The sequence below is a fragment of the Inquilinus sp. Marseille-Q2685 genome, assembly GCF_916619195.1.
GTDB lineage: Bacteria > Pseudomonadota > Alphaproteobacteria > DSM-16000 > Inquilinaceae > Inquilinus.
On sequence record NZ_CAKAKL010000002.1, the window covers coordinates 394,435 to 412,566 of the forward strand.

16 protein-coding genes, 1 tRNA gene and 1 pseudogene are annotated in these 18,132 nt (G+C 74.4%); 11 read left to right on the top strand and 7 right to left on the bottom strand.

What is annotated here, in order from left to right; all coding sequences use genetic code 11:
- Positions 1–15 precede the first annotated feature (15 nt).
- Complete coding sequence (locus tag LG391_RS10850; protein WP_225768030.1) at positions 16–3,189, top strand: AsmA family protein; 3,174 nt, start codon at positions 16–18, stop codon at positions 3,187–3,189.
- 110 nt (positions 3,190–3,299) lie between these two features.
- Positions 3,300–4,547: an acyltransferase gene (locus LG391_RS10855; protein WP_225768031.1), complete on the top strand. Its 1,248-nt coding sequence runs from the start codon at positions 3,300–3,302 to the stop codon at positions 4,545–4,547.
- Between the two features lie 123 nt (positions 4,548–4,670).
- Here the strand turns inward: LG391_RS10855 and LG391_RS10860 are convergent, their stop codons facing one another.
- Positions 4,671–5,234 (bottom strand): cupin domain-containing protein, encoded by a 564-nt coding sequence (locus tag LG391_RS10860; RefSeq protein WP_225768032.1) that lies wholly within the window; start codon positions 5,232–5,234, stop codon positions 4,671–4,673.
- A gap of 134 nt (positions 5,235–5,368) precedes the next feature.
- On the opposite strand from LG391_RS10860, the gene LG391_RS10865 reads away from it, so the two are divergent.
- Genes LG391_RS10865 through LG391_RS10880 form a run of 4 tightly spaced genes read left to right on the top strand, consistent with a single transcriptional unit; the run spans position 5,369 to position 8,842 of the window.
- Entirely contained in the window at positions 5,369–6,133 is a 765-nt protein-coding gene (locus LG391_RS10865) for an ABC transporter substrate-binding protein (protein WP_225768033.1), read from the top strand.
- 23 nt (positions 6,134–6,156) lie between these two features.
- Positions 6,157–6,810 (top strand): amino acid ABC transporter permease, encoded by a 654-nt coding sequence (locus tag LG391_RS10870; RefSeq protein ID WP_225768034.1) that lies wholly within the window; start codon positions 6,157–6,159, stop codon positions 6,808–6,810.
- Positions 6,807–7,538 (top strand): amino acid ABC transporter ATP-binding protein, encoded by a 732-nt coding sequence (locus LG391_RS10875; RefSeq protein ID WP_225768035.1) that lies wholly within the window; start codon positions 6,807–6,809, stop codon positions 7,536–7,538. The genes LG391_RS10870 and LG391_RS10875 overlap by 4 nt, the downstream gene beginning before the upstream one ends.
- Before the next feature lie 14 nt (positions 7,539–7,552).
- Positions 7,553–8,842, top strand: coding sequence for an FAD-binding oxidoreductase (locus LG391_RS10880; protein WP_225768036.1), 1,290 nt, complete (start codon positions 7,553–7,555; stop codon positions 8,840–8,842).
- A gap of 145 nt (positions 8,843–8,987) precedes the next feature.
- Here LG391_RS10880 and LG391_RS10885 read toward each other — a convergent pair whose 3' ends face one another.
- The 3 genes and pseudogenes from LG391_RS10885 to LG391_RS35025 all read right to left on the bottom strand — a co-directional run.
- Complete coding sequence (locus LG391_RS10885; protein ID WP_225768037.1) at positions 8,988–9,863, bottom strand: SMP-30/gluconolactonase/LRE family protein; 876 nt, start codon at positions 9,861–9,863, stop codon at positions 8,988–8,990.
- Between the two features lie 52 nt (positions 9,864–9,915).
- Complete coding sequence (locus LG391_RS10890; RefSeq protein WP_225769337.1) at positions 9,916–10,125, bottom strand: peptidoglycan-binding protein; 210 nt, start codon at positions 10,123–10,125, stop codon at positions 9,916–9,918.
- 811 nt (positions 10,126–10,936) lie between these two features.
- Positions 10,937–12,241, bottom strand: a pseudogene (locus LG391_RS35025) (tetratricopeptide repeat protein); the annotation flags it as partial.
- Positions 12,242–12,332: 91 nt separating this feature from the next.
- On the opposite strand from LG391_RS35025, the gene LG391_RS10900 reads away from it, so the two are divergent.
- The 3 genes from LG391_RS10900 to LG391_RS10910 all read left to right on the top strand — a co-directional run bounded on the left by LG391_RS10900 (position 12,333) and on the right by LG391_RS10910 (position 13,176).
- Positions 12,333–12,407, top strand: a tRNA-Gln gene (locus LG391_RS10900).
- A 101-nt stretch (positions 12,408–12,508) separates the two neighbouring features.
- Positions 12,509–12,895, top strand: coding sequence for a hypothetical protein (locus LG391_RS10905; RefSeq protein ID WP_225768038.1), 387 nt, complete (start codon positions 12,509–12,511; stop codon positions 12,893–12,895).
- A 74-nt stretch (positions 12,896–12,969) separates the two neighbouring features.
- Positions 12,970–13,176: a hypothetical protein gene (locus LG391_RS10910; protein ID WP_225768039.1), complete on the top strand. Its 207-nt coding sequence runs from the start codon at positions 12,970–12,972 to the stop codon at positions 13,174–13,176.
- Positions 13,177–13,325: 149 nt separating this feature from the next.
- On the opposite strand, the gene LG391_RS10915 is transcribed toward LG391_RS10910, so the two are convergent.
- Both LG391_RS10915 and LG391_RS10920 read right to left on the bottom strand, forming a co-directional pair.
- Positions 13,326–15,455, bottom strand: coding sequence for a CHASE2 domain-containing protein (locus LG391_RS10915; RefSeq protein ID WP_225768040.1), 2,130 nt, complete (start codon positions 15,453–15,455; stop codon positions 13,326–13,328).
- 5 nt (positions 15,456–15,460) lie between these two features.
- Positions 15,461–16,174, bottom strand: a complete 714-nt coding sequence (locus tag LG391_RS10920) for a Crp/Fnr family transcriptional regulator (protein WP_225768041.1) — start codon at positions 16,172–16,174, stop codon at positions 15,461–15,463.
- Between the two features lie 136 nt (positions 16,175–16,310).
- On the opposite strand from LG391_RS10920, the gene LG391_RS10925 reads away from it, so the two are divergent.
- On the top strand, positions 16,311–16,940 hold the full coding sequence (locus LG391_RS10925; RefSeq protein WP_225768042.1) for a FecR domain-containing protein: 630 nt from the start codon (positions 16,311–16,313) through the stop codon (positions 16,938–16,940).
- A 27-nt stretch (positions 16,941–16,967) separates the two neighbouring features.
- On the opposite strand, the gene LG391_RS10930 is transcribed toward LG391_RS10925, so the two are convergent.
- Complete coding sequence (locus LG391_RS10930; protein WP_225768043.1) at positions 16,968–17,225, bottom strand: hypothetical protein; 258 nt, start codon at positions 17,223–17,225, stop codon at positions 16,968–16,970.
- 412 nt (positions 17,226–17,637) lie between these two features.
- On the opposite strand from LG391_RS10930, the gene gpt reads away from it, so the two are divergent.
- Entirely contained in the window at positions 17,638–18,129 is a 492-nt protein-coding gene (gene gpt, locus LG391_RS10935) for a xanthine phosphoribosyltransferase (RefSeq protein ID WP_225768044.1), read from the top strand.
- Positions 18,130–18,132: the final 3 nt, after the last annotated feature.

The window sequence follows — 18,132 nt, forward strand, 5'->3', positions numbered from 1 at the left end:
GACGCCTGCAGCGCCGTGAAGAAACTCGCCTTCGGTCTCCTCATCCTCCTCGTCCTGCTGGTCGCCGCGGTGCTCGTGGTGCCGGGGCAGCTCGACTGGACGCCCTATCGCGGCCGCATCGCGCAGGAGATCGGCGGCCTGACCGGCCGCGCCGTGACCATCGACGGGCCGGTCTCCTTCGAGATGCTGCCGATGCCGCGCCTGGTGGCCGGCGACGTCCGCGTCGCCAGCGTGCCGGGCGCGACCGTGCCGGACCTTCTGACCGCGAACGGCGTCGACCTCCGCGTCTCCCTTCTGCCCCTGCTGCTCGGCCGCATCGAGGTGGTGGGCGTCACCTTCGATCAGCCGAGCGTGGCGCTGGAGACGCTGCCCGACGGCCGGCGCTCCTGGGACGGGCTGGGCGGCGACATCGGCCGCCGGCTCTCTTCCGTCCGCGCCGCGATCCGCCAGGGCTCGATCCTCTGGCTCGACCGCCGCAGCGGCCGCCAGGTCGAGGTCGAGGCGGCGGACCTCCGGCTGGCCGCGCCCGGCCGGGGCGGGCCGGTCTCGATCAGCGGCGCCGGCGTCGTCGCCGGCGTGCCGATGACGCTCGACCTGGCGCTGCAGCCGCGCTCGCCGCTCGGCGCCCTGCCGGTGACGGCGACGGTCGGGCTCGACGCCACCGACGCCCGGTTCGGCGGCCTGCTGCAGCCCGATGGCGGCCTGCAGGGCGACCTCTCGGTGGTCGGCAAGGACCTCGACGCCAGCCTGGCGCGCATCGGCGTTAAGCTGCCCGCCTCCTCGTCCCGGCCCGGCGTCTTTGCCCTGCGCGCCACGGTGCAGACCAGGGCGGGGGCGGGCGACGCCGGGGCCGACCGGATCGAGCTGACCGACCTCACCGCCGACCTCGGCGACATGCGCGCCGCCGGCGGCGTGGCCGTCACCCTGGCCGCGGTGCCGCGGGTCGAGGCGACGCTCGGCTTCAACCGCCTGGCGCTGGCCGACTGGGCCGGCGACGACGCCGATCCGGCGGCGCTGGCCGGGCGCCTGGCCGCGGCGCTGTCGCGCAAGGCGGCGCTGCCGGTCGCCGGCACGCTCGACCTGTCGGTCGCGGCGCTGGCGGTGCGCGGCGGGCTGGTGCGCGACCTGCGGCTGCAGGCGACGCTGGACCCGGCGCGGATCGGCCTGACCCGCCTGGCCTTCGGCCTGCCCGGCGGCGCCTCGGCCGCGGCCTCCGGCGCCATCCGTCTCGACGGCGACCGGCCGGCGGCGGACCAGCTCTCGGTCCAGCTCGCGGCGGACGACCTGCGCGGCGCGCTCGACTGGGTCGGCATCGACCCCGGCGCGGTCCCGGCCACGGCGCTGCGCCGCGGCCGGATCGCCGGCACCCTCACCGGCGACATCGCCAATCTCAGGGTCGCCAGCCTCGACGCCGATCTCGACGGCAACCGGCTGACCGGCGCCCTGACCTATGTCGGCGGCGACCGGCCCGGGATCGGCGCCCGGCTGGTGCTCAGCCGCCTCGACGTCGACGCCTATCGCCCGGCCGGCGCGCCGCCGCTCGCCGGCCTGCTGCGATCAGACCCCGCGCTGCGGGACCGCCTGCTGGCGGCGCTGACCGGGGCCGACGTCAATCTCGACGCCACGGTCGACGCCGTGGCGGTCGACGGCGCCGCCTTCACCGGCCTCAGGCTCGAGGCGACGATGGCCCAGGGCACGCTGACCATCCACAGCGGCCGGGTCGAGGGGCCGGGCGGGGCGGGGCTCAGCCTGAACGGCGCCATCGGGCGGCTCGCCGGCTTCGGCGACATCGACCTGCAGGCGACGCTCGACGCCCAGGACCCGCCGGCGCTCCTGCGCGCGCTGCGCCTGCACGGGGCGGTGCCGGCGCCGTCGGCGGGCCCGCTCGAGGCCTCGCTGCGGCTGCGCGGCGACCCGGCGTCGCTGTCGGTCGACGGCACGGTCGACGCCCTCGGCGGCACGGTGGCGCTGGGCGGCAGCCTGTCCGACGCGGTGACGGCGCCGCACGCCGCGCTCAGCCTGCGCCTGACCCATCCGGACCTGCCGGGGCTGCTGCAGCGGGTCGGCGAGGGCGGCCTGGCGGCTCCCGACCTCGGCGGCGTCGACCTCTATGCCGATGCCGACTGGGCCCGCGGCCGGCTGCGCCTCGACAACCTGCAAGGCACGGTCGGCCCGGTGTCGCTGGGCGGGACGGTCGAGCTCGACGCCGGCGGCGCCCGGCCGCGCCTCGCGGTGTCGCTGCGCAGCACGGCGCTGCCGCTCGACCGGCTGCTGGCCGGGCTGGCGCCGTCCGGCGACGCCGCCGGCCAGTGGCCGGCGCGGCCCTTCGACCTGGGCGGCCTGGCCCGGGTCGACGGCAATCTCGATCTCGACGCGGCGGCGATCTCCCTCGCCGGCTGGACCCTGGATCAGCCGGAGCTGCACGCCCGGCTCGACCAGGCCGGCCTGACGCTCGACCGGCTCTCGGCCGGCGTGGCCGGCGGCCGGCTCGGCCTGAACGGCCGGATCGACTGGCCCCAGGGCGACGGGCAGGCGCCGCGCTGGTCCGGCCATGCCGATCTGGTCGACGCCGACCTTGCCGCCGTGCTGCGGCAATCGGCCGGCCCGCAGGGTCTGGCCGGCCGGCTCGATCTCGGCCTCGACGCCACCTCGGCCGGCAACAGCGTCGCCGGCCTGGTCTACGGGCTGGACGGCAAGGGGCTGGTGGCGGTGCGCGACGCGACGCTGGCCGGCATCGACCTCGCCGCGGCCGAACGGCTGCTGGCCGATCCGGGGCTGCCGGGCGCCTTCCTCGAAGGGCTGCGCGCCGCCTTCGCCGGCGGCAGCACCAAGGTCCCGGCGATCAACGCCACCTTCGCCATCGCCGACGGCACTGCGGCCTCGACCGACCTGCGCCTGGTCACCGACGCGGCGATGGGCACGGGCGGCTTCACCCTCGACCTGCCGCGCTGGCGGCTCGACCTCGGCGTCGATGTGGCCTTTCGCGCCCATCCCGACGTGCCGGCGGTGGGGCTGCGCTTCGACGGCACCCCCTCGGCCCCGGTGCGGCGGCTGGAGACCAAGGCGCTGGAAGACTGGGCCGCCGCCCGCGCCGCCATCCGCCCGACCGAACCGGCGCCGGAAGCTCCGGCGGAGCCGGCCCCGAGCGCGCCTCCGGGTTTGCCGGCGGAGCCACCCCCGGGCCCCTGAGCGGACGCCGGGCCCCGTCGGGCGCCGGCCCTGCATGATCTTGCAGCTAGACGTCCGCCGGGTGATCGGCTGAGGTCTCCGCCGCAGGTGCGACCGGTCGTGGGGGCGGCATGAGCATCTTCTCCATATGGCCGTATTTCGTCCTGATGGTCGCGGCCTGGCTGGTGCTGTGCGCCCCGGTCTTCCGGATCGCGGACGAGCCGCTGCGGCCCGACCGGCGGACGGCGACGCTCGACGGGCTGCGCGGCTTCCTGGCCCTGAGCGTCTTCGCCGCCCATCTGGCTCTCACCCACCGCTACATCGAGACCGGGGCCTGGCAGCCGCTGCCGCCCGGCTTCCACACCCTGCTGGCGCAGGCCGGCGTCATGCTGTTCTTCATGATCACCGGCTTCCTGTTCTGGGGGAAGCTGCTCGACAGCCGGGGCCGCCCAGACTGGACGGGGCTCTATATCGGCCGCGTCTTCCGCATCGGCCCGATGTATCTCCTGGCCGTCGGGCTGATGCTCGCCATCGTCGCCTGGCGGACCGACTTCACGCTCAGGGAGCCGGCCTGGGCCGTCGCGGCCGCCGTGCTGCACTGGCTGGCGCTCGGCCTCTCCCCGCTCCAGCCCGACGTCAACGGCTATCGGGGCACCGGGCTGGTCCTGGCGGGGGTGACCTGGACGATCTTCGTCGAATGGCTGTTCTACGGGTCGCTGCGGCTGATGGCCGGCGCTGCCTGCGGCGCCCGGCCCCTGCGCTTCGCCGGCGGCGGCTTGCTGCTCTGCCTGGCCGTCCTGGCGGTCGCGTCCGGGGCGGCGGACACGTCCATCACCCATCCGACGCCGACGCTGCTGGTTGCCGTCCTGGCCACGATTCTCGCCGCCTTCTTCTCCGGCATGACGGCGGCCTGCCTGGTCCGGCGCGCAACCCGGCCGCGCCTGCCGGACCGGGCGGGCTCGCTGCTCGCCCTGACCTGCCTGGGCGCGCTGTTCCTGGCTTTCGGCGACATGATCGGCCCGGTCCAGATCATCCTGGCCGTGGTGTTCTTCACTCTCGTCTGCGACGGCGCCACCCTGTTCGGCCTGCTGTCGACCCGCCCGGCCCGGCGGATGAGCGCGATGAGCTACAGCCTCTATCTGATGCAGGGCCTGGCTCTCACGCTCGTCTTCGCGGTCCCGCCGGTGCGCGCCTTCGCCATGGCGGATCCGATCCAGTTCTGGCTGGTCGGCGGCCTGTGCGCTCTGCTGCTCCTGGCCGTCTCGGCCATGACCTATCGGTGGGTCGAGCAGCCGGGCATCGCGCTGGGGCGGCGGCTGCGGTCCCGGCTGGCGTCGCCGGGGCGAAGGGGCCGGATGGCTGCGCTGCGCTCGCAGTGACGGCTTGGGCTGGGCCGCCTCAGCCATCCCTACGTCATGGCGAGCGCCTGCCGGGAGGCAAATGGCAAACGCAATGCCTCGGCGACGGGAGGGTGAGGGGGCGGCCGCGCGGGTCGATGCCGCTCAGCGCCCGATCACGCAGTTGATCCACAGCACCACGGCCTGGGACTCGGCCGAGGGGTTGGCGAAGCGGTGCGGCCGGCGGCTGGCGAAGCGGAAGCCGTCGCCGGCCGCCAGCGTCCAGCTCTCGGCGTCGACCGTCAGCGCCATCTCGCCCTCCAGCACCGTGCCGGCCTCCTCGCCGGCATGGGTGTAGAACTCGTCGCCGGTGCTGGCGCCCGGCTCCATCGTCACCAGGAACAGGCTCAAGCCCCCGTCGCCGGCCGGGCTCAGCAGCTGCTTGGTGATGCCCGACCGCCACAGGTTCAGCCCCGGCCGCTCCGCCCGGCGCATCACCACCGGGTCGGCGCCCTCCGCCGGCGCCGGGCCGAACAGCCCGGCCAGGCCGACGCCCAGCACGTCGCCGATGGCGGTCAGCACCTTCAGCGAGGGCGAGGACAGGCCGCGCTCGACCTGGCTGACGAAGCCGATCGACAGGCCGGATCGGGCCGAGACCGTCTCCAGCGACAGGCCCTGGGCATGGCGCAGCGCCCGGATGCGGGCGCCCACGGTCAGGTCGATGCTCATGCGGGATCCGGTTTCATATAGGTGAAAATCGCTTGCCAAACGCGCCCGATTATGCCGATTTCATATTGGTGAAACCACCCCGGCATGCGGACCCGGTCCGCGCCAGCCGGCAATCCACCACAGGGGGCAGGGCGATGCGGATCAGGACGCTCATCCAGGCTGCGGCGGCCGTGGCGGCGCTCGCGGCGACGCCGGCGGCGGCGGAGGCGCTGAAGGTCGGGTCGACCCCGACCGGCGTGCCCTTCACCTTCCTCGACACCAAGACCAACACCATCCAGGGCATCATGGTCGACCTGGTCGGCGCGGTCGGCAAGGAGGCCGGCTTCGAGGTGCAGATCGAGCCGATGGCGTTCTCGACGCTGATCGCCTCGCTGACCTCGAACAAGATCGACCTGATCGCGGCGGCGATGTTCATCAGCCCGAAGCGGCAGGAGGTGATCGACTTCTCCACGCCGATCTACACCTATGGCGAAGGGCTGATCGTCCCCAGGGACGACACCAAGGACTACACGACGCTGGCCGAGCTGAAGGGCCTGACGGTCGGCGCCCAGGTCGGCACCACCTTCGTCGACGCGCTGCAGAAGAGCGGCCTATTCGCCGAGGTCAAGGCCTACGACACCATCCCCGACATCCTGCGCGACGTGAATGCGGGCCGGATCGCCGCCGGCTTCGCCGACTATCCGATCCTGGCCTACAACCTGAAGGACGGGGCCATCCCCGGCGTCCGGCTGGTCGAAAGCTACCAGCCGACCTCGATCGGCTCGGTCGGCATCGGCCTGCGCAAGGGCGACCAGGCGCTGCGCGATCGGGTCGACGCGGCGCTGGCCAAGCTCAAGGCCGACGGCACCATCGACAGCATCCTGGCCAAATGGGGCGTGAAGCCGCAGGGCGCCTCCTGAGCCCCCACTCTGTCGAGGCCTCGATGCAGAGCTTCCTCCGAGACGCCGCCGAGTTCCTGCCGATCCTGCTGCAGGGCGTCGGGCTGACGCTGATTGTGACCTTCGGCGCGCTGGTGCTGTCGACCGTGCTCGGCCTTGTCTGGGCCGTGCTGCGGGTCTCCGGCATCGGCGTGCTGTCGGGGCTCAGCGTCACCGTGGTCAACGTGATCCGCGGCATCCCGATCATCGTCCAGCTGTTCTACCTGTACTTCGTGATGCCGGATCTCGGCGTGTCGCTGACCGCACTGCAGGCCGCGATCATCGGCCTCGGCGTCGCCTATTCGGCCTATCAGGCGGAGAATTTCCGCGCCGGCATCCAGGCCATCGACCGCGGCCAGATCGAGGCGGCGCAGTCGATCGGCATGGGCTGGGGGCTGACCATGCGGCGGGTGATCCTGCCGCAGGCGGTACGCATCGTGCTGCCGCCCTACGGCAACATCATGATCATGCTGCTGAAGGACAGCTCGCAGGCTTCGACCATCACGGTCGCGGAGCTGGCGCTGCAGGGCAAGCTGATCGCCTCCGCCTCGTTCAAGAACACCAGCGTCTTCACCCTGGTGGCGCTGATGTACCTGGCGATGAGCATCCCGCTGATCCTCCTGGTGCGCCATTTCGAGAAGAAGGCGGGCAAGCCGTGATCGAGCTGAAGGGCGTCCGCAAGCGGTTCGGCGCGGTCGAGGTGCTGAAGGGCATCGACGCCAGCGTGGCCAAGGGCGAGGTGGTCTGCATCATCGGTCCCTCCGGCTCCGGCAAGTCGACCATCCTGCGCTGCATCAACGGGCTCGAGACCTACGAGGCCGGCGAGATCACGGTCGACGGCCGGCGGGTCGACCGCGCCGCGCGGTCGATCGTCGAGATCCGCAGCCGCGTCTCGATGGTGTTCCAGCGCTTCAACCTGTTCCCGCACCGCACGGCGCTGGAGAACGTGATCGAAGGCCCGGTCTTCGTGAAGAAGCAGCCGCGGGAAGAGGCGGCGGAGCGCGGCCGGGCGCTGCTGGCCCGGGTCGGCCTGGCCGACAAGGCCGAGGCGCGGCCGGCGCAGCTGTCCGGCGGGCAGCAGCAGCGCGTCGCCATCGCCCGGGCGCTGGCGATGCAGCCGCAGGCGATCCTGTTCGACGAGCCGACCTCGGCCCTCGACCCCGAGCTGGTGGGCGAGGTGCTGGCGGTGATGCGCGGCCTGGCCGAGGACGGCATGACCATGGTCGTCGTCACCCACGAGATGGGCTTCGCTCGCGAGGTCGCCGACCGGGTGCTGTTCATCGACGGCGGCGTGATCGTGGAGCAGGGGCCGGCCAAATCCGTGCTGACCCAGCCCAGCCATCCGCGCACCCAGGACTTCCTGCGCCGGGTGCTCCACCCGCTCTGACCTCGAGGCGAGACGTGGCCGACGACTACTTTCCGCTCGAACCCTCGCTGTGGGCCGCCACCGCGGCGCCCGCGCCCGAGACGCCGCCGCTCGACACGTCGGTCACCGCGGATGTGGCGATCATCGGCGGCGGCTATGCCGGCCTGTCGGCGGCGCTGCATCTGGCCGAGCGTGGGGTGCGCCCGGTGCTGCTGGAGGCGCGGCAGATCGGCTTCGGCGGCTCCGGCCGCAACGGCGGCCAGGTCATCCCCGGACTGAAGCACGACCCGGACGCACTGGTCGCGATGTTCGGGGCGGAGCGGGGCGGCCGGCTGGCCGAGTTCGGCGGCGGCACGGCCGACCTGGTGTTCGACCTGATCGCGCGCCACGGCATGGATGTGCCGCATCGGCGCGCCGGCTGGATCCAGGGCGCGCATTCGCCGGAGGGCCTGGCCGAGGCCGAGGCGCGGGCGGCGCAATGGGCGAAGCGCGGCGCGCCGGTGCGGCCGCTGGACAAGGCCGCGATCGGGCAGGCGTTGGGCACCGACCGCTATCTCGGCGGCTGGCTGGACGAGCGCGGCGGCGGCATCCAGCCGCTCGGCTACGCCCGCGGCCTGGCCCGGGCGGCGTTGAAGGCCGGGGCCGCGATCCACACCGGCACGCCGGTCACGTCGCTCGACCGGGCGGAGGGGCGCTGGCGCCTCGGCACGGCCGGCGGCGCCACGGTCACGGCGGACCGCGTCCTGCTCTGCACCAACGGCTACTCCAAGGGGCTGTGGCCGCGGCTGGAAGAGACCATCATCGCCGCCAACTCCTTCCAGGTGGCGACCCGGCCGCTGACCAACCGCGAGCGCGAGACGGTGCTGCCCGGCGGGCAGGTCAGCTCCGACACCCGCAAGCTCTTGCTCTATTTCCGGCTGGACCATCAGGGCCGCCTCTTGATGGGCGGCCGCGGCCCGTTCCGCGAACCCAAGGGCGCGTCCGACTGGGCGCATCTCGAGCGCGTCGTCGGCAAGCTGTTCCCGCAGCTCTCCGGGATCGCTATCCAGCATCGCTGGTGCGGCCGGGTGGCGGTGACGCGGGACTACCTGCCGCATCTGCACGAGCCGGCGCCGGGCCTCCTGGTCGACATCGGCTGCCAGGGCCGCGGCGTCGGTCTGCAGACGGCGATGGGCCGGGCGATGGCGGCGTATGTGGCCACGGGCGACGCCGACGCCCTGCCGCTGCCGCCCGTGCCGATCAGGCCCCTGCCGCTGCACGCCCTGCACCGGCTCTACGTCTCCGCCGTCATCACCTGGTACCGGATGAACGACGGCGGGCTTTGAGAGGGGCGTGGCCTCCCTTAACCGTCATGGCGAGCCCCGCAGGGGCGTGGCCATCCAGAAATCGAGCCGCTGGATGGCCGCGTCGGCTTCGCCTCCTCGCCATGACGGTGTGGGAGGGGCATCAGCGGTTCGGTTGAGAATTCCGCTAACCCGCGAAGTGGCTGCCCGGCAGGCCGCGGCCGGCGTCCCTGACCTCGAACAGGCCGCCGGACAGCGGGTGCTGGCGCAGCGCCGCCTCCGACATCCCGGCCCGGGCGGTGGTGACGTAGAGCGTGGTCAGGCCGGGGCCGCCGAAGGCGCAACTGGTGACATGCGGCGCCGGGATCGCGATCGCGCGGTCCAGCGTGCCGTCGGGGCGGAAGCGGCTGACCCGCGACCCGCCCCAATGCGCCACCCACAGATGGCCGTCGCGGTCCACCGTCATGCCGTCCGGGACGCCGTCATCCTCGGCGAAGAGCACGAAGGGCCGGCGGTTGGAGACGGCGCCCGAGGCCAGGTCGAGGTCGTAGGCATGGATCACCCGCCGCTCCGAATCCGCCTCGTACAGGATGCGGCCGTCGGGCGAGAAGGCCGGGCCGTTGGTGACGATGTAGCCGTCATCCATGCGGTGCCAGCGATGGTCCGGGTCCAGGCGGTAGAAGGCGCCGGTCGGCTCGGTGCAGTCGAAATCCACCGTGCCGGCCCACAGCCGGCCCATCGGGTCGACCTTGCCGTCGTTGAAGCGGTTGCCCGGCCGGTCGGGCTCCGGGTTGCCGATCGGCGTCACCCGGCCCTCGGGCAGGTCGACCAGGTGGAAGCCGCTGCGCAGCCCGGCCACCAGCCCGCCGCGCCGGCGCGGCGCGATGAAGCCGATCGGCTCCGGCATCGGCCATTCCGCCTGCGCCCCGGTCGCCGGGTCCCAGCGCAGGATCCGCGGCCGCAGGATGTCGACCCAGTACAGCGCCTGCTCCTCGGCCAGCCACAGCGCCCCTTCGCCCAGCGTCGCGCCGGCCGTCCAGATGCAGACCGCGTCCTGACCCATCGCCGTCCCTTCCCCTCTCGCTCCAGGCCGAATCGCCCGATGGCGATTGTGGTCAGAAATGCCCCGGGGTCCAGTCCGGCGTCTCGGCCCCGGCCGCGCGGCGCAGCGCCTCCAGCAGCTCGGCCGAGGGGCGGCGGGTGACCGGCAGCTTCTGCTGCCGCTGGAAGGCGCCGATGGCGCTGCGGGTCTTGCCGCCGAGCTGGCCGTCCGCCGGGCCGGGGTCGAAGTTCATCATCGTCAGCAGCTGCTGGATCTCCCGCAGCTGCGCGTCGCCGGCCGCCGGGGCGGCCGTCGCCGGGGCCGTTGCGGACTGCTGCTGCGGCGCGGCCGAGCGCTCGGGGGGCGTCGTCGCTTCGGCGGCGGGCGCCGCCGCCGGCTGGGTCCGCCGGGCGGCGGGGGCGGAGAGGCCGGGGCCCGGCCCTCCGGCGTGGCCGTCTGCTCCGTTGCCGCCGCGGTCCGCGCCGACCGGGCAGCGGGCGGCGGGGAGGCAGGGGCGCGGCCCTCCGGCACAGCCGGCTCCGCCGCGGCCGTCTCGGCCGGCGGGGTCGGGCGGCGGCCCGGCACCGGGCCGGCGGGGGCCGCCGCTGCCTCGGCCGGCGCCGCGGCGGTCTCGGCCGGCTGGGGTGCCGGAGCCGGCGCGGCATCGGGGGCGGCCGGCTGCGCCGCGGCGACTGCGGGGCCGCCGGCTCGCGCGCGGCTCCGCCGCTGCCGGTGCGGTGGCCGGTGCGGCGTCGGCGGATGCCGTCGCCGGTTCTGCCGGCGGCCGGCCGCCGGCCCGGCATCGGGGGCCGGATCGGGGCCCGGGCGGCGGTCACGGGCTGGTCCTCGGGCGTCGCGGCCGCGGCCGGCTCCGCCGCTCCGGGCGGGGCCAGCTGGGACGCGAGCGCGCCGAGGGCCTGGTCCGCGCTGGCATCGGCGGGGGGGGGGCGCCGGCACGGCCGGGGCGGCCGCGTGGGGGTCAGGGTGACGAAGCCGCTGCGCGGCGTGTCGTCCTGCAGCCGGGCCAGCGCCGCCTTGGCGTCGGCGTTGCCGGCATCGGCCGCGACCCGGTACCAGCCGGCGGCGGCGCGCGGATCGGGGGCGCCGACCGCGCCGGTCTCGTACAGCCGGCCCATGTTGAAGGCGCCGCGAGGGTTGCCGTTGGCGCTGGCCTGGCGGAACCATTTCAGCGCCTCGGCCGGGTCGCGGGTGACGCCGGCGCCGCTGAGATAGGCCAGGCCGAGCGCGTTCTGCGCATCGGGGTGGCCGGCATCGGCCGCCTTGCGGAAATAGGCCGTCGCCGTCGCCGAATCCCGTGCCACGCCGAGGCCGCGCTCCAGCAGCACGCCGAGATTGTAGGCGGCATTGCTGACGCCGTGGTCGGCGGCCTTGCGGTACCAGTAGGCGGCCCGCTCGAAGCTGCGCGGCACCTGCAGGCCGAGGGCGTAGAAGGTGCCCAGATCGTGCTCGGCGTCGGGCGCGCCGGCGACCGCGCGGCGGGCCAGGGTGCGCAACTCGGCCGAGGCGTCCGCCGGCAGCGGCGCCTGCGCCGCCGGATCGTCCGGGGCGGCGGCGGCCTGGTCGGAGGAAGGCGCCGCCGGAGCCTGGGCCGCCGGCTGCGCGTCGGCGGGCGGCGTCGCGGCGGTCTCAGCCTGCGGTGCCGGCGGGGCCGAGGCATCGGCCGGCGCCGGGGAGGCGGCCGGCACGGCCGGGGCTTGGGGGGGCGGTTCGGTGGCCGGCGGCGCCGCGGCGGCCTCCGCCGTCCGGACCGGGACAGGCCCGGCATCGGTGGAGGCGGGCGGCGCGGCTGGGGCGGCGGTGCCTTCGGGCACGGGCTGCGGGGCCGGGGTGGCGGCGGCCTCGGCGGGCGCCGCCGGCTGCGGGGTCGCGGGCGCCGGTGCCTCGGCCCGTGCTGCCGCGGGCGGCTCCGGCCGGCTCTCGGCGGCCGTGGTCGTCGCGGCAGCCGGTATGGCGGCGGGGACCGGCTCGGCCGATGGCGAGGCCGGTGTCGGGGCCGGGCGGCGGTCGCCACCGCCGGCGTCTCCGCCGGGGGGGCAGGGGGCGCGGGGCCCCGCTCGCGCGAGCCGAATCCCGCCAGGGCGATCCCGCCGATGCCGAGGATGGCGATCAGCGCCGCCGCGATCCATCCGGCCAGCCCGCCGCGGCGCGGGGACGGCGGCGCCTCCGCCAGGCGGTCGTTGAGCGCGTCGATCTCGCCGCGGGCGTTGCGCAGTTCCTGCTGCAGCTGCAGCACGCTGTCGTTCAGCGATCTGAGCCGCGCGTCCTCCGTCGTCTCGGGCGCGTTCTGCGCCGGGAAGTGCAGGGAATCCCCAAGGGGCTGCTCGCCGCTCATGCCGTGACCTGCCTCGACCGTTTGCCTGACCCGCGCTGCCCCGCATACGCGCCTAATCTTCTATTATGCCGGAACCGGGCCGGCAACGCGCGGTTGCGATGCGGCACCGGCTGGGCTATCTATCCCGCCCGGCCGATTGGGGCGTAGCCAAGCGGTAAGGCAGCGGGTTTTGGTCCCGCCATTCCTAGGTTCGAATCCTAGCGCCCCAGCCAGCTCCCGGAGAACGGGCGTCCGCACGGGACTGCCGGGTTGGCCTCCCCATCCCGGGACGGTATAGCTGTCCGGCCCCCAGGACGATCCGGCGAGGCCGAGCATGCGAGCGGCAGTGGTTATCTTCGCGGCGGCGATCGCGGCCCGCATGGCCCTGACACCCGTCTACTATCTCACGGCCGATGGCGACGCGGCCGCGCAGACGCCGGTCCTGGCCGGCAGCCGGGAGAACTGCGAAGCGGCGCTCGCGACCTTTTCGCCCAGCACCCGTTGCGAGGCCGTCCTCGGGATCTGGCATCTGCTGGGCGCGGCCGGCACCGCCGTCGGGTCGCTGGAGAGATCCGTCGGCGACATCCTGCGGCCCGTGGAGGACGCCCAGGATACCGCCATGGAGGCGGTGCAGGACGCCGCGCAGGATGCGGCGATCGACGCGGTCCAGGATGCCGTCGGCGGCGATGGCGACGGTCCGCTGGATCGGATCGCGAACTGACTCGTCGCCTCGGTCCGGGAGGGCGGCGGGAACCCGCAGGGCGGCTCCGTCGTTTCCAGGGGCAGGAGGTACGGATGATGCTCGCGGCTCTCATCGCTCTCATCGGCGGTTTCGCGCTCGCCCTCGTCTACGGCCTCGCCCTGTGCCGCGCCGCCCGGCAGGAAGACGGCCTGGAGCGGCCGACGCAGATCTCGCATCGCTGGGTGGCCCGGCCGCCGCGCTGGACGGTGTGGGCGCCGACCCGCCAGACGGTCGCGATCCGCCTGCCGCGCCGCCGCTGATCCCTCAGAGACCGTTTGGAAATGCGCTGGCGTGAGTCGGCCGGCAGTGGGTTCGAGAACCGGAGCGCAGCGCACGTTTGGTGCGTGAGCACCGGAAGCTTCGAGTCCGCCGTCAGACGGCCGCGCCAGGTGCATTTCCGCACGGTCTCTCAATCGATCGCGATCAGGTCGTCCTTGGCGCCTTCGGCCAGGCGCCGGGCATGCAGCCGCGCCAGCGGGTCTTCCGGGTGCTCCGCCGCCAGCACCGCGAAGAGGGCGGACGCCCCGGCCTCGCCCCGCCGCACCGCCGCGTAGGCCGCGGCATAGGCCCCGGCCGGGGCGGGGCATAGCTCGTCGGGCATCATCGCCTCGACCGGGGTGCCGACACCGCGCAGCAGCAGCCGCCCGACCGGCCGGAAGCTCCGGCCCGGGCAGGCCCTGGCCGCGGCGGCGGAGATGCAGAGCGGCGTTCCCAGCGCCTTGTTGGCGTGCTCCAGCCTCGCCGCCAGGTTCACCGCCTCGCTGTAGGCGGTGTAGTCGAAATGATGCCGGCTGCCGAAATTGCCGACCACCGCGCTGCCGGTCGTGACCCCGATCCGGGTCTCGCCGAAGGGCATGCCCTCGGCCCGCCGGGCGGCGGCGAAGCCGGTGGCGAAGCGATGGATCGCCAGGGCGCAGGCGACGGCGCGCTCGGCGTGGTCGGGCTGGTCCACCGGCGCGCCGAACATCGCGTGCAGCGCGTCGCCCACCATCTTGTCGATGGTGCCGCCGGCGTCGAGGACGCAGCCGCAGAGGCCGTCGAAATAGGCGTTCAGCGTGGCCACCAGCCGGTCGGGCGGCACCGTCTCGCTCAGGCTGGTGAAGCCCGCGATGTCGGTGAAGACGAAGGACATCTCGCGCCACTCGCCGCCCAGCCGCAGCCGCTCCGGATGCTCCGCCAGCCGGGCCACCAGGGCGGGGGCCAGATAGCGGGCGAAGGCGGCGCGGATGGTCCGGCGGTCGCGCTCGACCCGCCATTGCGCCGTCGCTGCCACGACGCCGTGGGTCAGCAGCAGGCCGAGCGCCGGCAGGGTCGGGTCGAGCAGCAGCCCGGCCTGCCGATAGGCCAGGAAGGCGCCGGCGGCGAGGGCGGCGGCGATCAGCACCACGACGCCGCCCGAGATGATCGCGGGCAGCCGCCGCCAGGACGCGATCAGGCCGAGGCCCAGCACCAGCAGCAGCCCGATCTCCGCGGCCATGGCCCAGGCCGGCCGGGTGAGCTGGCGGCCGAGCAGGATCTGCTCCAGCGCCTCGGCATGGGCGGTCACGCCCGCGATGCGGTCGCGCAGTGGGGTCAGCACGGTGTCGCCGAAGCCGGCGGCGGTGACGCCGATCAACAAGATCCGCCCGCGCAGCGCGGCCGCGAGCTCGGCATCCGGCACGGCGGGGTCGAGCACCCGCCAGGCCGGGACCTGCCGGGCCGGCGTGTCCGGCGTGAACTGCAGCCAGAACCGGCCATCGGGCGCCACCGGCAGGATCACCGCGCCGACCCGGACCGCATCCAGCCCCGAGCCGTCCGCGACGGCCCGCAGCGTCACCGTGCCGGCGCCCTGGGCGACCCGCAGCGCCTCGACCGCGAGCGACGGGATCAGGGCGTCGCCGAGCAGGGCGACCGCGGGAAGCCGCCGCAGCACCTCGTCCCGCCCGGCGGCGGTACCGATACTGCCGTTGCCCGCCGCCGCGGCCTCGAATTCCGGCAGGCTCGGCACCGCCCCGGCGAAGCGGTCCAGCCGCTCCCGCGCCGGCCCGATCTCGGCGAAGCTGGCGGCGACGCGCGGCATTCGGCCCGGCTCCTCGGCCAGGGCGAAGGCGACGACGCTCGGGGCCCGGCCGAGCGCCGCCGCGAGGTCGTGGTCGGGATCCGGCAGCCCCTTGGTCAGCGCCGCCAGCGTGGCCGGGTCGGCGCGGCCGGCCAGCGCCTCCGCGATCCGGGTCGGGGCGGTGCGGTCCGGCTCGGCGAGGATGAGGTCGAGCACGACCGCCGCGGCGCCGGCCCGGGCCAGCCGCTCGACCAGCCGGGCCAGTCGGTCGCGCGGCCAGGGCCACTGCCCGACCCGGCGCAGCGACTCGTCGTCGATCGCGATCACGCGGACCGGCACGCCGGGGTCGTAGGCGGGCGGCGCCAAGCGCTGGAACAGGTCGAATCCCTGCAGCCGCAGCGCCGCCACCGGCGTCGGGTCGGCCAGGCGCAGCGCCAGCAGGCCGGCCAGGACGAGAAGCCCGGGCAGGATCGGGCCGAAGCGGCGCCACAGGCCGTGCATGGGAGTCAGGGCACTCCCGCGTCGGCGATGTCGGCGAGCGCGTCGGTGTCGCAGATCACCAGCGCCCCGTCCTGCCGCCGCAGCAGCCCTTCGGCGGACCAGCGGCCGAGCTGCAGGTTGACCTTCTCCCGGCTGGCCCCGATCAGCTGGCCGAGGTCGCGCTGCGACAGGTCCAGCGGCAGCAGCACCTCGCCCCCCGTGCCGCGGGACCCGCGGGCTTCGCTCAGCGTCAGCAGCAGCCGCGCCAGCCGCGACGGCAGGGTCAGGAGGGCCACGCCCTCGAGCTGGTCGCTGGTGCGCCGCAGCCGGGTCGACAGCAGCTCCAGCAGCCGGATGCAGGCCTCGGGCGAGTCCTGCAGCACCGGCAGCATGTCGCGGCGCTCCAGGCTCAGCAGCCGGCAGGGGCCGAAGGCGACGGCGTCGGCGCTGCGGCCGCGGCCGTCCAGCAGCGACATCTCGCCGAAGATCTCGCCCGGCTCGAGGATGGCGAGCAGGATCTCGCGCCCCTGCGGCGAGGTCAGGCGCAGCGCCACCCGGCCGGAGGCCACGATCATCAGGCTGGTGCTCTCGTCGCCGCGCAGGAAGATGGTGTCGCCGTCCTCGTGGCTGCGTTCGGTCAGCCGGGCGGCCAGGGCATCGCGCTGCGACGGGGGGAAGGCGGCGAAGAACGGGGTCTCGGACAGAAGACGGCGCTTCTCCGCCGGCGGAACGCTGGCCACTGACACTCTCCTGTCTCGGTTGCGCTAGGATAGGGACTGTCTTCCACGACGGGAAGGCCGGTTGCGCTGCGCAATGACCCAGGTAACACCGGACGGCCCCGTTCCGAACCATGATCTCTCGGAAAGGGAGATTGCGATGTCACGACTATCACGCTCGATCGGGTTCGCCCTCGCCTGCCTGCTGCTGCCGGCAGCCGCCCTGGCCGAGGACCGTCCGCAGATCGGCCAGGTCGACCGGCTGGAGCCGGCGGCCGGCGCCTACTATCAGGGCCAGGACCGGCTGCTCGACCCGGCCTCGCCGGTGTTCCTCGACGACACGCTGTGGACCGGTCCGCAGTCGCGGCTGCAGGTCAAGCTCGACGACGGCACCGAGCTGATGCTGGGGCCGGCGGCGCGGCTGCTGGTCGACCGCTTCGCCTATGGCGGGGCCGATGGCGGCGCCACGCTGGCGCTGCGCCGGCTGCAGGGCGCCTTCATGTTCGTCGGCGGCGGCGTCGAGCAGGCGCCCAACCGCAGCGTCACCATCGAGACCGGCGTCGCGACGCTCGGGGTGCGCGGCACCCGCTTCTTCGCCGGGCCGATCGACGGCGCCTTCGGCGTCCTCGTGCTCGACGGCGCGGTCGAGGTCTCGACCGATGCCGGCTCGGTCACGCTCGGCCCCGGCGAGGGGACGGCCGTCACCAGCCGCAGGGAGCCGCCGGGCGAGGTCAAGCGCTGGCCGGCCGAGAAGGTCCAGCGGGCGCTGGCGATGGTCGGTTTCCGCTGAGGGCGGCCCGGCCTCCGGCCTGCCGGGCTACAGCCCCAGGTCGCGCTTGATCTCGGCCAGGACGGCGCAGGCCTTGTTCGGGTCCTGGGCGCTGATCGAGGGCAGCGACTGGATCTTCTTCGAGATCTCGGACAGCTTGTCCTCGGGCAGCGACCCGTCGCGCACCTTGGCGCCCCAGGCGGCGACGACGGCCGCGGATTCGGCGTTCACGTCGCAGGATTCGGCAGCCGAGGCGGACCCGGCGGCGACGGCGATCAGGGCGGCGGTCAGGACAAAGGCGCGCATTCCACTCTCTGGTCTCAGCGCAGCCCCGGGGGCTGCAGGCGGAGAATCGTGGGCAAGCATGGCGAGATCAAGGCCAGGCCCGCCTTTCCCACCCTCCGTGTGGCCTGCGCCGGTTCAAGACACCGGCAGGGCAGGAGCCGCGCGCGGCGCGATGGGGCTCCATCGGGCAAGCGCGGCGACGCACCCTGCCGGCGTCTTCAACCGGCCCGGAGGGTTGCCTTGCGGCGGGCGCCTGCGGTTCCGGGTGGCTCGACCGTATGTCTCTATACGCTCTTCGCCGCCCGGAGCCGCATTCACCTCGCCGCAAGGCAACGCAGGCCGCATGGAGGGTGGGAAAGGCGGGCCTCCCCTTCCGGTGCAGGTCGGGTTGCGCTATGAAGCGCCAATTCCCCAGGGGTTTTGGAGATCCGACATGGCCGATCACGCGACGTTCCGGAAGGACTTTCCGGTCTCCTGGGAGGAGCTGCACAGGAACGCCCGCGCCCTGGCCTGGCGCCTGGCCGAGCTGGGGCCGTGGAAGGGCATCGTCGCCATCACTCGCGGCGGGCTGGTGCCGGCCGCGATCCTGGCGCGCGAGCTCGACGTCCGGCTGATCGACACGGTCTGCGTCTCGACCTACGACCACCAGGACATGCGGGAATCCAAGATCCTGAAGCCACCGGTGGAAGGCGACGGCGAGGGCTGGCTGATCGTCGACGACCTGGTCGACACCGGCCGCACCGCCCGGGTGGTGCGCGACCTGCTGCCGAAGGCGCATTTCGCCACGGTCTACGCCAAGCCGGCCGGGCGGCCGCTGGTCGACACCTTCATCACCGAGGTCAGCCAGGACACCTGGATCTTCTTCCCCTGGGACATCGAGTACCGCTACGCCGAGCCGATCGCCGAGATCCGCCAGAAGCGCTGAGGC

Coding starts and splice junctions, on each gene's coding strand:
- gpt (WP_225768044.1), top strand. CDS start 17,638: ATGGCCGATCACGCGACGTTCCGGAAGGACTTTCCGGTCTCCTGGGAG.
- LG391_RS10870 (WP_225768034.1), top strand. CDS start 6,157: ATGCAGAGCTTCCTCCGAGACGCCGCCGAGTTCCTGCCGATCCTGCTG.
- LG391_RS10915 (WP_225768040.1), bottom strand. CDS start 15,455: ATGCACGGCCTGTGGCGCCGCTTCGGCCCGATCCTGCCCGGGCTTCTC.
- LG391_RS10905 (WP_225768038.1), top strand. CDS start 12,509: ATGCGAGCGGCAGTGGTTATCTTCGCGGCGGCGATCGCGGCCCGCATG.
- LG391_RS10860 (WP_225768032.1), bottom strand. CDS start 5,234: ATGAGCATCGACCTGACCGTGGGCGCCCGCATCCGGGCGCTGCGCCAT.
- LG391_RS10930 (WP_225768043.1), bottom strand. CDS start 17,225: ATGCGCGCCTTTGTCCTGACCGCCGCCCTGATCGCCGTCGCCGCCGGG.
- LG391_RS10925 (WP_225768042.1), top strand. CDS start 16,311: ATGTCACGACTATCACGCTCGATCGGGTTCGCCCTCGCCTGCCTGCTG.
- LG391_RS10865 (WP_225768033.1), top strand. CDS start 5,369: ATGCGGATCAGGACGCTCATCCAGGCTGCGGCGGCCGTGGCGGCGCTC.
- LG391_RS10885 (WP_225768037.1), bottom strand. CDS start 9,863: ATGGGTCAGGACGCGGTCTGCATCTGGACGGCCGGCGCGACGCTGGGC.
- LG391_RS10855 (WP_225768031.1), top strand. CDS start 3,300: ATGAGCATCTTCTCCATATGGCCGTATTTCGTCCTGATGGTCGCGGCC.
- LG391_RS10910 (WP_225768039.1), top strand. CDS start 12,970: ATGATGCTCGCGGCTCTCATCGCTCTCATCGGCGGTTTCGCGCTCGCC.